This window comes from Ktedonobacter sp. SOSP1-85, from assembly GCF_016587415.1.
Classification (GTDB): domain Bacteria; phylum Chloroflexota; class Ktedonobacteria; order Ktedonobacterales; family Ktedonobacteraceae; genus Ktedonobacter.
Window position 1 is genome coordinate 489759 of sequence record NZ_BNJI01000003.1, and the last position, 15798, is coordinate 505556.

Consider the following 15798-nt stretch of genomic DNA (forward strand, 5'->3'; position numbering starts at 1 on the left):
AAGCCATAAAGGAGTTACAGAGGAGCCGCTCGCATACGGATGTTCAGGCCGTGGCTTCGACCTGTGCCTGGACGCAGGTCAGGGCGGTCTGAATAAAGAGCTTGGCTCCTGGTGGCGCTGCATCCTGCGACTTGACCGCGAGACCGATCCGCAGATCCTGAGGGGGATTGAGTGAGAGGGCAACAACACCCTCAAGCTTACTGGGGAGAAGTTTGCGTGGCATTAAGGTAATGCCCAGCCCCTCACGGACCATGGCCAGAATCGTCGCGGTATCGCTAGCCTGATAGCGAATTTGCGATTTATACTTGTCTAGCACAAAGCCAGCTCTGCGCATCAGGTTCAGCGAGCATTGAGTCTTCTCCATCACAAAGCCCTCTTCGCGCAGCTCTTCTGGCGTAAGCGTCTTGCGTGTCTGGAGTGGATGTCCAGGCGGAAGTAGCACGCAGAGTTCATCAGTCGTTAGCAACGTTCCATCAATCCCTGGCGCGGGTAGCAACACAAACCCGACGTCGATAACTCCCTGCTCGATCCAGTCTCCCACCTCGTGCATGGATCCCTCAAAGAGCACCACTTCAATGTCGGGATATGCGACGCGAAAGCGCGTCAGCATGCTAGCTAACAAACGCGGAGGAATCATCGATTCGATACTTCCCAGGCGCACCTTCCCCGCTGCCTCGCCACGCGCTACCTTTGCCTCTTGCTCAATCGCCTCGGCCTGGGCCAGGAGCAGGCGCACATGTGGAAGGATCTTTTCTCCAACACGAGAGAGCGAGACAACGCCCTTACGATTGCGCTCCAGCAGCGTCACGCCCAGCTCGCTTTCAAGCGCTGAGAGCGCGTGACTTACTGCCGATTGTGTCAGGTTAATGGTATAGGCCGCCTCCGTGAAACTGCCCGTTTCGGCCAGGGCCACAAAACTTTGGAGCTGTGAGAAGTTCATATGTATTTCCTTCATAAGTTTATGACAAATATGATTTGCGCTCATTATACAAAATCAAGTATACTGCTGACAAGTTGTAGGGTCCATGCTTGCATGGACTTTCCTCGGCAAGCAAGTCCATGCAAGCATGGACCCTACAATAGGCTGGCTGCACCAGTTAAAATTAACATTTATAAACTATTGGAGCTATGATGGCTGAAAACATTTTATCCATACAACCTGATGAACGGAATAATGTACTCTCTACTACTGATGCTCAAGTGGATACGCAGAAACAGGGAGAGAAGCCCTCAGCACGCATTCGGGCACGTCATGTATTGCTTCTAGGTGGGCTGGGAGCGCTGGGGCCGCTGGCGAATGATATGTATGTCCCCTCGCTTCCGACCTTAAGCCGCGATTTGGCGGCGACGACCTCGCAGGCACAATTGACCCTGAGCGCCTTTATTCTTGGCCTGGCCCTGGGACAGATAGTCGCGGGACCGATCAGCGATGCCCGGGGCAGGCGCTGGCCCTTACTTATCGGCATCGCAGTCTATGTGCTTACATCGCTACTCTGTGCCATTGCCCCTTCCATGGCGATTCTCATTCCCCTGCGCTTTATCCAGGGCGTAGCGGGCGCGGCTGGTGTGGCGCTGGCCCTGGCGATGGTCAGCGATCTGTACAGCGGAATCGCCCAGGCGCGTTTCTTCTCCCTGCTGATGCAGATCAACGGCCTGGCTCCGATGCTCGCGCCGCTGCTTGGTGGGCAACTGCTTAGAGTGACTTCCTGGCATGGCATTTTCGTCACCCTCGCGCTCGCCGCTGTGTTGTTGTTCGCCGCCTCGGCGCTTGGACTTGGAGAGACACTGCCTGTCAGCCAGCGCCAGCGTGGGGGTATTACAACAACCCTGAGTGCCTTCCGTGAACTGCTGCTGAACCGGCGCTTCGTAGGCTACGCCCTCTCCTGTGGCTTTGCCTTTACCGCCTGCATCATCTACATCTCTGTCTCGCCGTTTGTTTTACAGAACATCTATGGGATCTCGCCCCAGTTGTTGGGCATCATCTTCGGTATTAATGCCCTGGGTATCGTCATCATGGCCCAGGTCAATGCCAGATTGGTTGGCCGTGTTCCCTCGCAACATCTTCTGAGCTATGGCTACGCCATGATCGCCCTTGGTGGTGTGACCCTGCTCGTGGTTGTCCTGAGCGGTATCGGGCTTATCGGCATCCTGCCAGCCTTTTTTATCCTGACCTCCAGTCTTGGCCTCATCATGCCGAACGCGACAACGCTGGCGATGGCAAATACGCGAGCGGCTGGAAGTGCCGCCGCCCTGCTGGGTGTCTTGCAACTGGCGATTGGCGCGGTCGTCGCTCCCCTGGTTGGCCTCGGCGGCAGCGCGAGTGCACTCCCGATGGCTGCCTCTATCGCGGCCTTCGCCCTGGCGACCCTGCTCACCTTCATTCTCCTCTGCCGCCCCGCGCGGGCATAATAATTGTTGTCAACAATCTCGCAACGGTATACTGCACTCCGACAAGTTATAGGGTCCAGGTAGCCGCGTACGCCAGTAGCGGGCCTGCTACTGGCGTACGCGGCTACCTGGGCTGGTACGATAATTCTTGCCCGCCTTATGTTTTTGATAACGCTTTACGCATCTGGGGTGGGACCAGCAGTCTGTATTCGTGCTCATTTGACCATAGGCAAGGTAAACCAGAAGGTAGAACCCTTCCCAGGCATGCTCTCTACACCCACCTCTCCGTGATGTCGGGCGATGAGGGTCTGACAGATATATAAACCCAGGCCCAACCCTTTCCCTGAACCACTCTGGACTGGTACTCCCTTGACCTGGTGAAAGCGTTGCCACAATTCCTTTTGAGCCTCTTCGGTGAGACCTGGCCCTTGGTCTCGCACCCAAACACGAGCTACGCCCTCCCGGATGGTCAGTCCAATGTGGATCGGCTGATCTGCGCTCGAATAGCGGATCGCGTTGGTCAGATAGTTCGTCACCACCTGGCTGATCCGAGCTCGGTCGGCAAGCACCATGACCGTGGTGTGCTCCGGCAATTCGAGCAGGAGTGAGCGTTCCGGCGCGGTCACCCGCAGATCCTCGACGGTTTCGCGCACGATCGAGGCCAGATCACAGTGGTCCAATGATAGTTCCAGCGTATTGGCCGTGATTCGCGAGACATCCAGCAGATCATTGATCAAATGCGTTTGGACATCTACTTGTCGGGCGCTGGCTGCCAGGCGCTCCATAAGGTCATTGAAGAAGGCGCTCACCTCTGGAGTCAGGTGGTCGGTCTGGGTGCCCAGGCGTTTTACTCGCCGCTGCAGCAATTGGAACGTGCCTTTGAGCGCGGCCAGCGGGGTTTTCAACACGTGGCTGGTCATGCCGAGCATGAGGTCTTTTTGCCGTTCGATCTCTTTGCGGGCGGTCAGATCTAAAACGAAAGCGAGCAGTAACGGAGAGGCGCCTTCCCGGCGGATGAGCGGGCCTCCAATCAGCACAGGCACGCGTTTGCCATCTTTCGTCACATAGTCTTTTTCAAAGGGCTGCAAACGACCGGTTGCGAGCAGTTCCTCTACAGCATGAACGGATTGCGCCCGATCTTCTGGGGCCGTCATCGTTACCCAGTTCATCCCCCCTGCTGCCAGGTCCTCACAAGTATAGCCCAAAAGCGAGAGAAAGGCATCGTTGGCTTCATAAATGGTTCCCTCCGGGTCAGCCACGACGATCTCAATAATATTGGACTCCACGAGCCCACGAAACCGTATCTCGCTCTCCCGCAATGCTTCTTCTCCGTGTTTTCGCTCGGTGATATCCTGGAAATACACAGAGAGCCCATCCTGCGCCGGGTACGCATGCACATCAATCCATCTCTGGTAGGTTGGATGGAGCGCTTCAAAGTGCATCGTTTGCTGCATTGCCATCGCTGCGCGATAGTAGTGCTCGAAAGGCGTACCAAGAAGATCAGGCACCACATCCCACAGACACTGGCCCAGCACCTTTTCTCGGCTTCTGCCTGAAAGCTCCTCCGCTTTTTGATTCATGTAAGTGATGCGCCACCTTGTATCGACATGCCAAAAACTATCGCTAATACTTTCGAGAATGGTCGTGACGCGCTCCTCAGCTTGCTTGAGGTCCGTCATATCGATCATGGCTCCAATCATATGTATCGGCTTACCATGCACATCAGAGATAACCCGGCCCCTATCTGAGAGCCAATGCATGCTCCCGTCAGGCCAGATCACGTGATACTCCGTCTGATAGTCCGTGTGCTCGGCCAGAGCACACGCAAGGAGCTGGTCTACCCGTTTACGGTCATCGGGATGGACGGCCTGCAGAAAGCTCTCATACGTGATGGGAGTCTCGGTCGACATTCCCCAAAGTGCTTTACACTGATTGGTCCACATGATCTGATTGGTGACCAGATCCCAATCCCACGCCCCCACACCGGAAGCGGCCATGGCCAACTGCACCTGTGCGTCACACATCTGCCCGCTCAGTTCCAGCCCAGTGATATCCGTGCCACAGACGACAACCTCGCGGATGGATCCAGCAGGCTCGCGTACCGGGATCGCACGCAGGTCTACCAGGCGGTAGGCTCCATCATACCGACGAATGTGGCACTCCCTCTTCGTGGTAGAGCCAGTGGTGACGGCTTGGATCGCAGCTTCTGCTATCTGAGGCTGAGCAGCAGGATGCAGTGCATTCTGCCAGCCTCGCCCAAGGCACTCGCGCTCTTGCTGTCCGGTAAAGGTTTGCCAACTGGGGTAGGGTTCTTGCATCAAGCCATCGGGAGTCACTATCCAAAAGACATCGGCACTCTCTTGTACGACGGCCAGAAAACGATACTCAGGTGCCTCGTGTCCCTGAGATGGTTGCTTCCTCTCTTCTTGCTGATGGGAATGAGACAGAGACATAGGATTGTTCTCCCTCCTCATGTGTCCCAGGATCACAGAGAACGCGTCTGTCCTTGCCCTGCACGCGCATGAGAGCACAGATCACGGCGCGTTGGGCTGTGAACGCTTTTCCACAAGTAGCGGCCCTGTGAGAAGGATATCTGTGGCAATTTCTCTCTTCCCCTACATTGTAGAATAGGCGATCAAAGTCAAGCGCATCGTTGCTTGTCAATCAAGCAGTGGAGCAAAGAAGTGCTGGCATCCCACGTTGTCTGGCGTGCGAGTAGGGCTTTTCGCACATCACAGCATGGATAGCTGAAACATGACCCCCATCTCTTTTCTGGAAGCGGGAGTGACGTGGATGGATCTCATCCTTGAGAGGCAGAGGAGAGAGATGCCAAAGATCCTGAGAATCCCACTCTATATGAGCAAAGAGACACGTGGTCTGAAACCCTGATCCAGCCACTTGAGAGTACCATGAAGCTGCGCGCGCTCCAACGGAGTCGCTCAATCGGTTCCCGAGCATTCTTCGGCCAAACGTGCTATCTCGCCTGCACAACTGAAAGAGTAGTTGTCCACAGTCCTTATCAAACAGCCTTATACTGCAAGGAGAGGGAAGAGTTGAGAGTCAGTCTTCAGAGAGAAGGGAACCCCTATGTCAAAAACACAAGCGAAACAGGTCCAGGCGTCCACAGAGATCCGCTATCTTCCGATTGAAGCGTATGGCATGATTGGCGATCTCTACACGGTGGCCCTGGTAGGGAAAAATGGCTCAATTGATTGGTGCTGTCTCCCTGATTTTGACTCTCCAAGCGTTTTTGGCGCGCTACTTGATGCCGAAAAAGGAGGAGCATTCCGTATTGCTCCTGTCGGTGAAGAGCCGTTGAGTACGAAACAACTGTATTTCCCCGAGACAAATATTCTGATAACGCGCTTTATGACGAGCGAGGGAATCGGCGAAGTGACCGATTTTATGCCCATTAAACGAAGAGGAAGTGAGCATCATGAGCATCACCTCATCCGCATGGTGCATATTGTACATGGATCGCTCACCTTCCAGCTCACCTGCCGCCCCGCCTTTAACTATGCCCGAGACACGCACACGTTAGAAATGACCAAGTATGGGGCCGTCTTCCGCAGCCCCGCTTTGACGCTGGCCCACTCCTCCTCAGTACCTCTAACCGATGATGGGCAGCAGGGCGCGCAGGCAACGTTTACGCTCACCGAAGATCAATCCGCCATCTTTGCCCTGGATAGCGCGCGCGACCAGGATCTTCTCCCTCACCCGGTAACGCAGGCAGAATATGACGTGCAATTTAAGGAGACGCGGCGCTTTTGGCTGCGCTGGATCAGCCAGTGCCAGTATCAAGGGCGCTGGCGCGAAGCGGTCCAGCGCTCCGCCCTGGCCCTCAAGCTGCTGACGTATGCGCCAACCGGCGCCATCGTGGCCGCGCCAACCACCAGCCTGCCCGAAGGCATCGGCGGCGAGCGCAACTGGGATTATCGCTTTACCTGGTTTCGCGACGCAGCCTTTACCCTGGATAGCCTGCTGGCTCTGGGCTTCACTCAGGAGGCCGATGACTTTATGGGCTGGCTGGGCGCGCGGGTACGTGAACTCCAGGAGGGGGGCGAACTTCAACCTATGTATACCATCCATGGTGGACACGAGATGCCCGAAATTCATCTTGACCACCTGGAGGGATATCGCCAGAGCCGCCCGGTGAGGATTGGCAATGGCGCTGCCACACAACGCCAGCTAGACATTTATGGCGAGCTGCTAGATGTCATTTACCTCCATACGCATTATCGTGGTCCGAGCTATGAGGGCTGGCAGCAACTCTGTCAGCAGCTTGACTGGCTGGCTCAGCACTGGCAGAAGCCGGATGAGGGCATCTGGGAGGTGCGCGGTGGAACCAGGCATTTCCTGCATTCGCGCCTGATGAGCTGGGTGGCCTTTGACCGCGCCCTGCGTATCGCGCGCGAGCGAGGCTTACCCGCCCCACTGGAGAAGTGGCAAGCAATCAGTATGCAGATCTATCACGAGATTATGGAAAAAGGCTGGGATGAGGAGAAAGGCAGCTTTGTGCAGTATTACGGTAGCAAGGCTGTGGATGCAAGCGCGCTGCTGCTCGCGCTGACCGGCTTTCTGGATGCTCGCGATCCACGTATGGTGAAGACCATAGAATGCATTCAACGTGAGCTCACGCATATGCCACATGTCTATCGCTATGATGTCGGCACGGCCGCCGATGACGGCTTAGCGGGCCACGAAGGAACGTTCAACATCTGTAGCTTCTGGTTGATAGAGGTCCTGGCCCAGACTGGTCGCCTGGAAGAGGCACGCCTCTCCCTTGAACACCTGCTGTCATATGCCAATCACCTGGGCCTCTACTCCGAGGAGCTTGCCACGACCGGCGAAGCCCTCGGCAATTTTCCCCAGGCCTTCACCCACCTGGCCCTGATCCACGCCTGCCTCAGCGTCGATAAAGCCATGAAGAAGGGAATGAGTCAGCTCTACCTTAGCCTCTAGCAATGTGTTGTTGTACATGAGTTACCCGTACATATACATCGGCCTCTACCCCCTCTGGCAGCGCAATGGTCAGACGTTTCAGTACCTGCGTTTTATGGTTGGCCTGGCTTTGCTCTTCCAGGTGTTCCAGGCAGAATTGCAATCCCTGGGGCTGTTCGATGGACAGGCGCAGATTATGGTGCTGGCCGTGGAGGATGGCAATGGCTCCGTCGACTTCGCAATCCAACCAGGTAATAAAGGCTTCTTCGACCTGGTGGCTTCCCTGAGCAAACTGAAAATGGTCGTGTAGCCAGACACTACCCGCCCCGGCTCCTCGCGTGATCAAGCGCAGTTCGCGGCGGGCGCTAAGCAGATCTGGACAGGGGTAGGCCGCGGCAAATTCGAGCGCGATCCGTTTTTCTCCATCCGAGTCACTGGCGTCCACGCTTCCCTGGAGCGCACCAGAGAAAGCGCGGCCAGTACCCTGCAACAGGCCATCGATGCGTGGGACGCTGTGCCCGTAGGAATTGGCGAAAATGTTCTCGTAGCGGCGCGGCCCGAAGTAGTCCCGTGAATAGAGTCCCCGGCCGGGGTCTGTCAGCAGATTTTCGCCGGCGATGTGCAGAAGGAAGCTGCCCACATCATTGTGATTGTGCTCTTCGTCGTTGTGCCCCGCTTTGACGCTCAACACGACTGGCGCCCCCTGCTCAGTTTGCGTTACCAGCCGTGCGGTCCCACCCGCTGGTAGTTGAGTGTCCTCTGGTGGAATGCTTGCAGGCTGGCTACCGTCCCACCAGAGGATATCGCGCAGCATCATGGGCAGGCGCCAATTGTTGTCCGGGTCTTCTGGCTGGGTAAGCAGATTGAGTAGAGTTAACTCGCCAGTACGCAGCGCCAGGCGCGTGAGGATGCCAGGATGAAAGCCAACATGTTCATCGCAATCGGCGAAGCTGGCAAAGTTGGCGCCAGAGAGTTGCATTTTCGCGGGAAAGGCCGCGATCAGCTTCAACTTCTCGCCCGCGAGCAGATCGATCTGGCCAGCACTATACGCGTACAAAAGCTCTGAGAGAGCCACAACGTTGAACAGGCCGTAATGCCAGTAGGCTACCCCCTCGCTTGAGCTACCATCTTCTGCGAAAGCCGTTTCCACAAAGGTGTGCAGCCCGGTGAGGGCAATTTCCAGGGCGCGCTGTATTCGCGCCGGCTCCGGCTCCAGCAGAAGGAAGGTTGCCGCGACCGAACTATTGCAAACGCCATTCCAGTTGCTCGCCCCCTGATACCAGGTATGCAGGTGAAAGAAACGCAGATACGGCTCGAAAATTCTGTGCTCAATCTCCGAGCGGACCCGCTGGCGCACCTCCTCATTAAGAGTCTCGCCGAGCAGGAGGAGGGTTTCGGCCAGCAAATAACCCGTTTCGGCGGCAAAGAGATCGATCAGATCCCGCTCATGGGCTGGAAGCACCCAGTTGCTCTCTTCACAGATGCTCCAGAGATAATCCTGTACAACGTCGCGTAAAGCTGTCTGGCCGAGGAACAGACGCAGCGCGGCGGCGGAGAGGCGTGCTCGCTTGAGAAAATACGCGGCCTCGTAGCGGCTGCGCTCCCCGCTCTCGCGAAATAGGCGATACGCTGTATAGGTGGTCTGCGGGATTGTCCCGATCCCGGCCAGCAGGGGCTCCGTCTGCTGGAGCACACGCTGGGTTTGCGGCGCACGCTCCAGCCGCTGCCGCGCTGAACGCGCCTTCTCCAGTTCAGGGAAAGCCAGACCCCGCGTGGGTAGCAGTTGTTGCAGTTGTTGTAGTGTCACGCCGAAAATGGATGATAAAGAAGATGCCATGTACCCTTGCCTTTCTAATCATCTACCTGATCGGTTCCAGAAAATATGCTCATCGACCAGCGCCTGCTGATCACTCCATGCTTTTCGAGTAGTCCAGTCGGCAATTCCTTGCCAGAAGGGGTTTTGAGCAAGAAAGTGGGTCTGCAGCCATCAATTAAAGGTGTGAGTGTTGCAAACGATGGAGTGGCCCAAAGCCCTGTAGAAGAGTTCAATACAGGGGAACTAATCGCGGCCCTTATCGACCCGAGCGTAAAACCCTGGGCTTTAGCCCTAGGGATAGAAGCGAGTCCTTTGAAGGCGGATAGGGTGGTTGGGGATATCCCTCTCTTGACACTATCCACCTTTTACACTATACTAGAACAAGTGTTTTGGTACAGACACAACTGAAAAGTGTTTGGGCGTTGCAAGGTAAATCGTTCCCTTGCGTAAAAGCACTTGCGTACAAGTGTCCCTGTGCCCTCTCGGTGAGGTCTTTTAAGAGCTTCAAAGCCGCCTTGCCATCCAAGAGAGCAAACACGTATTGGCTCGGACGGAGCCTTCAGGAAACTTCGGTTTGCTGAGAAGCCCCCGGATTTATCCGTGGGGAGTCGTCACATCTGGATCTCTAGAAACGCATCCTGCTCATTCCATACGGTTGATGTTCGCAGTTCTGCACAGAGCTTCTGCATTGTCGCCACCACGATCTCCCTCTCTTGATCCCATGCCCGCCGCGCTTGAAAATCTTGAATCACCGTAGGATAGAGCCGTAGCCCCCTGATCCTCTGATCCTCTACCTCCACCAGAAAAATGAAGCTAAGATCGTTGCGCTCAATACGATCAACCGCGTAATCATCAATAAAATCACCAGCGCAATACAGAATCGGTCTCTCTTTGTACAGCTCGATTCCGCGCACTACATGACCGGAATGACCAAAAACAATGTCAGCTCCCTGCTCGATCAAAGCATGCGCAAAGGGGATCTGCTCCGCTGGCGGGGTATAGCCCCAGTTTGGTCCCCAATGAGCCGATACGATCAGCAGGTCCACCTTCTCTTTCGCCTTCCTGACGATCTCCAAGAGTTCTCCGGCCCGCTCATCCTTCAAGTCAATAGGCACATACCACACTCCGGGCAGTTCTTCAGTTGCCTCCCATTCTGGCTGGTTATCCGTCAACGCGATCAGCCCCAACCTCTTCCCCTGTGCTTCCCACAACGCCACTTCGGCGGCCTCAGCCTTCTTTCGACCAGCTCCCGCGGCGTACATGCCAGCAGCACGCACCACTTCAAGCGTCTCAAACAATCCTTCGTAATGAAAATCAAGGGCATGATTATTGGCAAGCGACACTGCAGTAATATGAGCCGCCTTGAGGGCATCTACATTTTTTGCATCTGAGCGAAAGTGAAATACTTTGGGGGTCGCTCTCCAGAACGATCCATGATCCGCCAGGGCACATTCGAGGTTACAGATGCGCACATCTGCCTGCTGGAAAAGAGATAATGTATCCCCCCACGGATAGGTTGGAGGCTCTTCCATTAAAATCTGATTTATGAGCCGCCCCAGCATCACATCGCCAACGAAGAGAAGTCGCATATGCCTTCTCCTTCCTCGCCATGAACCATTCAAGTAGACGCCTTTTGCTCTTTTGCCATGATGCTCACGCTCCTTGATGAAGCTCTCTCTTTCAAGTTTCCTCCCTCCACAAAGGTGGGCCATAGTCACCTCTTGGGTCGATGCAATTTACTAATGAGATGGGGGCCCCCTCTCAAAAAGAGGACTGGGCCCCCATTTCATTAGTACGTTTATACCCCGTTCCTCTTACATGTCTATTTCTGAATTTGTTGGGTCTGTGTGGCATGGACGATCGTGACTTCGCTGGCCGGGATCCAAGCCTGGCGATGGGAGAAGTTGATCTCATACCACAGGGTAGTGGAGTTATCCTGCACGATGGTATATCCCGAGTCAAAAATCGCCCCATTGGGGACGCCACCCAGAATATGGCCGGGAATGGGATTGCCATAGACGAAGACTTGAGAGACCCCACTCTCGTTGATGCTCACCAGCGTGCCCGTTCCCTCGGTGACATTAGCTCCCGGAGGAACCGCCAGCCAGACCAGTTTCCCGTCCTCGAACTGGCTGGAGGGATTCAAGTGAACCTGGTCATCTTCGCCATACCAGATCTCGTATAGCGTATCTCCTGTCCCTACCGGATCCTTGACCTTAGCCAGGTAGGCATAGCTGATATCTGTCTCGATATTGTTCGTCTCGTCGGTAATGTCGGTGGGGTCGCTATACTGCGGGATGCGCCCCGAGGCGGTGCTGGGACCATTGTAGAGATAGTAGAAGTTGAAGTCGGCAGGCGATTCCACTCCGCCTTTCTCCAGATGATTTTTCGTGTGCAGCTCGATGGTTCCCTTCGTGGGGGCCTCCTGCGGATAGGGGATACCCTGCTGATGGATCAGCCCCAAGTAGTAGTCCCACATCCAGTATGGACCTGGATCAACGTGGTTAGGGCCGTACGGATACAACGGGGGTGGCACCGTGCCATGCGCCACGATATCATTGCGAGACAGTGGCAGATGGTACTTGGTGAGCAAATAGGCCACCAGCTTGGCCGAACCCAGGTACTGGGCCGCGTTGTACCACTGGAACCCGGTCGCATCGAAGCCCACGTGTTCGATACCGACCGAATGCTGATTATACCAGTAGTTGCCACAGTTATATGTAAAATCCGCATCATGGACTACCTGATAAACCGTGCCATCCGAGTCCACAATATAGTTGGCGGCGGCACCAGGGGCAGTTTGAGGATCGGTGTTCTGGAAAACATTGAGGGCGTCCTGCAAGGAGCCTTCGGTGTCATGGATGACCACGTAGTCCACTGGCAGCGGGTAGCCCGCATCAGTGCGCTCCTCGTAGTTGCAGGGCGGGTAGACAGTTTGGGATAGTGTGCAGTCGAAGGTGTTGGGATCCAGAATGCAGTTGACCGCGGCAGAATAATCGCCGGTTGGCGTATTGCTGCAGCCAGCTGGCAGTGTGCTGGTCCCCTGGACTGCCGCAGCCGTAGCCTTATTGGGCTTGACCGCCTGAGCCGCCAGGGTTACCATCTCTCCGGTGTCGCTCTGGATATTGAAGCCGGTGTTCAGAATCTGGTAGAGCGCATCGGCATACATCAGCGCAGTCGAGCGCACAGTGGCGTGGCTGTACGCGGCAACCGCACCATACCAGCCGGAGAGATTGGCGGGCAGGGTATGACTGGCAGAGAGCCGTAAGGCCTCGGCCCGCAGGACCGCTGCGCCGCCGCGGATATTGGTGGCGATGTCGGTCTTGAACTGAGCTGCATTGACGTGCAGCAGGCTGGCGGCCTGGTCGAGAGTATCGGTGTGCTTGTTTTTGACCAGGTGCATGCAGCCAAAGCCGTTGTCGATGCTGGGAGAGCCGTGGTGCATGCTCAGGCGTCCCTCCATGTAGCAGAGGGCTTTAAGCAGGGTGGCGGGCACGCCGAATTCGCTGCTGGCCTGTTCGAAGGCCGAGCCGATTGCGCCGCTGCTGACCGTTTGTGCGCTGGCTGGGGAAGGTTCTCCCAGGAGCCCGGCAAGCAGTACAAGCAAGGTAAACAAGGCTGGGAGTGAGAGACGAGCGAAAGCTATGCGTCGATGCATCATAGTTAAGTACTACCTCCATGCAATACATGTTTCACAAAAGATGCGAGCGAGCAGAGGGTCGGGGAAAACCAGTGATGATAGGTTCCAATCCGAATCCATCACCACCAATATTAAGAATAACATATTGACCAGCTTTAGCGGAGGGGATCAGTGCTGTAAAGTTTGACTTTGCACTGGAGTGAAAGTGGTGCTGTTTTGGAGTGGCAAGGGAGCAGGGGGAGGGGACGGGTGTTAAAAACGTTTCCAAGCAATTATGCCAGATGTTGACAAATGAAGGTGTCTCTGGTAGAGTTCTATTGGAAAGAATGTTCTTTTGTGAAACGACAAGAGAGAGGCACATCGACTCGAATGACGTGTTGTTGGAAAGGGAGGAGCCCACCAGATGCAGTTGGTCGAACGACATCTTATTCGTCACCAGGATGCACGCTTTGCCGTCATTGACCAGGCGGCCTTTGCCTCCAAAAACCTGTACAACCAGGCCAATTACCACGTCCGGCAAGCCTTCATTCACGAGGGAACCTACCTGCCCTACGCCGCCATCTTCCATCGCCTGAAACACCATGAGGCCTATTGTGCCCTGCCTCGCAAAGTCAGCAATGCCATCCTGATTCAGCTTCACGACAATTGGGTCAGCTTTTTTGAAGGGATGGAAGCCTACCGCCAAGACCCCACTCCCTTTACAGGACGCCCCAAGATCCCTGGCTATCAAGACAAGACCAAAGGCCGCTTCCTGCTCATCTACGAGAAAAAAGCCCTGGGCAAGAGGGCATTCAAGCGCACGGGCAAGCTCGTCCCATCAGGATTGTCCATCGAGATCGCGACTCAGATCACTTGGGAAGCCATCAGGCAGGTTCGCATCGTTCCACGCGCTGATGGCTACATGGTCGAGGTCGTCTATGAGCAGGAGATCCAACCGGCTGCGGTCAACCCACAGCTTCGAGCAGCCGTGGATGTGGGCGTCAATGTGCTGGCAGCCATCACCAGCGACAAGCCTGGTTTTGTGCCTCGTCTGGTGAGTGGCAAACCCCTCAAAAGCCTCAATCAGTGCTACAACAAAGAGCGCGCCAAGCAGCAGCAACGCCTCGCGCATGAGAACCGATACACCTCACGCCACCTGGATCGTGTGACGACGAAGCGCAATCGCCGTGTGGATGCGTATTTACACATGGCCAGCCGTCGGATCATTGATCTGTTGGTGAGCGAAGGCATCGGGACGCTGGTGATTGGCAAGAATCCCTTCTGGAAACAGAATGTGAACCTGGGGCGCAGGAACAACCAGCAGTTTGTGCAGCTTCCCCATGCTCGTTTCATTGAGCAGTTAACCTACAAAGCGCACCTGGTTGGGATCAGGGTCATCCTTCAGGAAGAAAGCTACACCAGCAAGGCCAGTTTTCTGGACGGCGACCCCATCCCAACCTATGAGCCGAACGCCGCTGAGAAGCCGGTGTTTTCAGGCAAGCGTGTGACTCGCAGTTGGTATCGTGCCAGGGATGGACGCCTCATTCATGCCGATATCAACGGATCATACAACATTTTACGCAAACGTAGCTCTGACCCTTTGCAAGTGGGGCGAGGAGTAGCGGGAGCCGCAGTTCTCCCTAGACGGCTGGCCGTCTGAACGGATGACCTCTAGGCATAGTGGTCATCATTTTAAGATACTGTATGCTTTCTATAACTAGAAATGAAAGGACGCTGTATCCGTCCCCGAGTTGTGTGAACTCTAAGGCTCTTCCGCAACTTTCGTGCTCCGGGCACTCTCACGCAAAACCTTTTGATGAGAAAGCAGCGCTCAAACCGGAAAGGAAAGTATCAGGTTACAATTCAGCGCAAAAGTTGCGGATGAGTCACTTAATGGGTTCTCGTCATCTTCCTTTCTAAGCACAGCTATAAGCAGGAAGTGCTCTGTTCCCTGGGCTCAAATAACCGTTCTGTCAGGCATAATGGTTTCAGGTAGCATTTCATTGCACGAAAGATGACGGAGAGCCACTTAATGGGAGAAACGTTTCAGCCCGGCTCATAAGTGTATCGTTATTCCTGCTCTTCTTCCCCTGGTCCTTTCTCACTGGCCTGACGGTCTTTTCTCCACCGCATAATGGAGCCACACCATCCCTCCCTCTAGGGATTCCGTGCCGATAAGGCGTAACGATTGACCCTCAGCAGGCCGTTCATCGGCTTTGCCAAGATACTCGAAAATGCTCGGCACACCAGCAAGGCCGTCAATGCCAGGATAGACCAGCAGGCTGATTTCATCGATCAATCCGGCTTTCAGGAAGATGCCATTCGTAATGCCGCCTCCCTCAAGAAGAAGGGTTTTGATACGAAGGTGTCTCCGAGAATATTCATCGCATACTGCAACTCTCCACCTTGGAAGTCTTTGCCTCTATTGTCCTTCGAGACGGTGAAGAGGTAGGAAACACCGTCATGATAAAGCTCAGCGAGGTAATCGTCCGATATGTTCTCGCCGAGAACAGCGATAATGTGATCGCCATCGGCGTGGTCTTGCCCGTAATGAAGCTTCCCATGAAGATCGATGACTACCGCGACATCGCGCCCGTTACGGTTGCCGATAAACGGTTCGCGCAGGTCAATCATCGGTTTTTCTCCCTCACGGACAGTGCCTTTGGCATACTCCTCCATCGTCTTGCGTCCAACCATCCAGCCGTCAGCATGAAATCGCTGGGCAATGTGATTGTAGTATTCGTTCAAACGTTTCCCATCGATTCCAGCGGCAGGTTTGGTCCACCGATCAACGAGCAGGCGACCATCAATTGAGCTGACCATATGACAAATAACTTTAGGATGCATATCAACTCCCCTGTTACTTATTTTACTCTTTTCCCATTATGCTTGTTCCGCGATACAGTCATCAACGTTGATACCCGGGCTTGCTTCGGAACAACCTTTTCCATCAGCGTTCGAGGTAGTGCAGTAATCACACCCACCACACCCAGCACTACCATTTAAGAACTCATGAGAAGTATCGTGAAGACGA

At 55.1% G+C, this 15798-nt stretch carries 10 protein-coding genes; 3 read left to right on the top strand and 7 right to left on the bottom strand.

Annotated features, from left to right (window positions below):
- Positions 1 to 43: 43 nt before the first annotated feature.
- Complete coding sequence (locus KTE_RS40260; protein ID WP_201391926.1) at positions 44 to 940, bottom strand: LysR family transcriptional regulator; 897 nt, start codon at positions 938 to 940, stop codon at positions 44 to 46.
- Positions 941 to 1128: 188 nt separating this feature from the next.
- Here KTE_RS40260 and KTE_RS40265 point away from each other — a divergent pair, with 188 nt between their 5' ends.
- Positions 1129 to 2409, top strand: coding sequence for a multidrug effflux MFS transporter (locus KTE_RS40265; RefSeq protein ID WP_236600956.1), 1281 nt, complete (start codon positions 1129 to 1131; stop codon positions 2407 to 2409).
- A gap of 194 nt (positions 2410 to 2603) precedes the next feature.
- Here KTE_RS40265 and KTE_RS40270 read toward each other — a convergent pair whose 3' ends face one another.
- Positions 2604 to 4841, bottom strand: coding sequence for a PAS domain S-box protein (locus tag KTE_RS40270; protein WP_201391928.1), 2238 nt, complete (start codon positions 4839 to 4841; stop codon positions 2604 to 2606).
- Between the two features lie 634 nt (positions 4842 to 5475).
- Between KTE_RS40270 and KTE_RS40275 the strand changes: the two genes are divergently transcribed.
- A complete protein-coding gene (locus tag KTE_RS40275) occupies positions 5476 to 7350 on the top strand; it encodes a glycoside hydrolase family 15 protein (RefSeq protein ID WP_201391929.1) in 1875 nt (624 codons plus the stop codon).
- Here KTE_RS40275 and KTE_RS40280 read toward each other — a convergent pair.
- The 3 genes from KTE_RS40280 to KTE_RS40290 all read right to left on the bottom strand — a co-directional run bounded on the left by KTE_RS40280 (position 7340) and on the right by KTE_RS40290 (position 12806).
- Complete coding sequence (locus KTE_RS40280) at positions 7340 to 9166, bottom strand: heparinase II/III family protein (protein WP_201391931.1); 1827 nt, start codon at positions 9164 to 9166, stop codon at positions 7340 to 7342. The genes KTE_RS40275 and KTE_RS40280 overlap by 11 nt on opposite strands.
- A 590-nt stretch (positions 9167 to 9756) precedes the next feature.
- Positions 9757 to 10734: a CapA family protein gene (locus KTE_RS40285; protein WP_201391933.1), complete on the bottom strand. Its 978-nt coding sequence runs from the start codon at positions 10732 to 10734 to the stop codon at positions 9757 to 9759.
- Positions 10735 to 10967: 233 nt separating this feature from the next.
- On the bottom strand, positions 10968 to 12806 hold the full coding sequence (locus tag KTE_RS40290; RefSeq protein WP_236600957.1) for an N-acetylmuramoyl-L-alanine amidase: 1839 nt from the start codon (positions 12804 to 12806) through the stop codon (positions 10968 to 10970).
- A 382-nt stretch (positions 12807 to 13188) separates the two neighbouring features.
- Between KTE_RS40290 and KTE_RS40295 the strand changes: the two genes are divergently transcribed.
- Positions 13189 to 14424, top strand: a complete 1236-nt coding sequence (locus KTE_RS40295) for an RNA-guided endonuclease TnpB family protein (protein WP_201391935.1) — start codon at positions 13189 to 13191, stop codon at positions 14422 to 14424.
- A gap of 441 nt (positions 14425 to 14865) precedes the next feature.
- On the opposite strand, the gene KTE_RS50255 is transcribed toward KTE_RS40295, so the two are convergent.
- On the bottom strand, positions 14866 to 15123 hold the full coding sequence (locus KTE_RS50255; RefSeq protein ID WP_201394557.1) for a dihydrofolate reductase family protein: 258 nt from the start codon (positions 15121 to 15123) through the stop codon (positions 14866 to 14868).
- Complete coding sequence (locus tag KTE_RS40305; RefSeq protein WP_201391937.1) at positions 15072 to 15611, bottom strand: hypothetical protein; 540 nt, start codon at positions 15609 to 15611, stop codon at positions 15072 to 15074. The genes KTE_RS50255 and KTE_RS40305 overlap by 52 nt, the downstream gene beginning before the upstream one ends.
- Positions 15612 to 15798 lie beyond the last annotated feature (187 nt).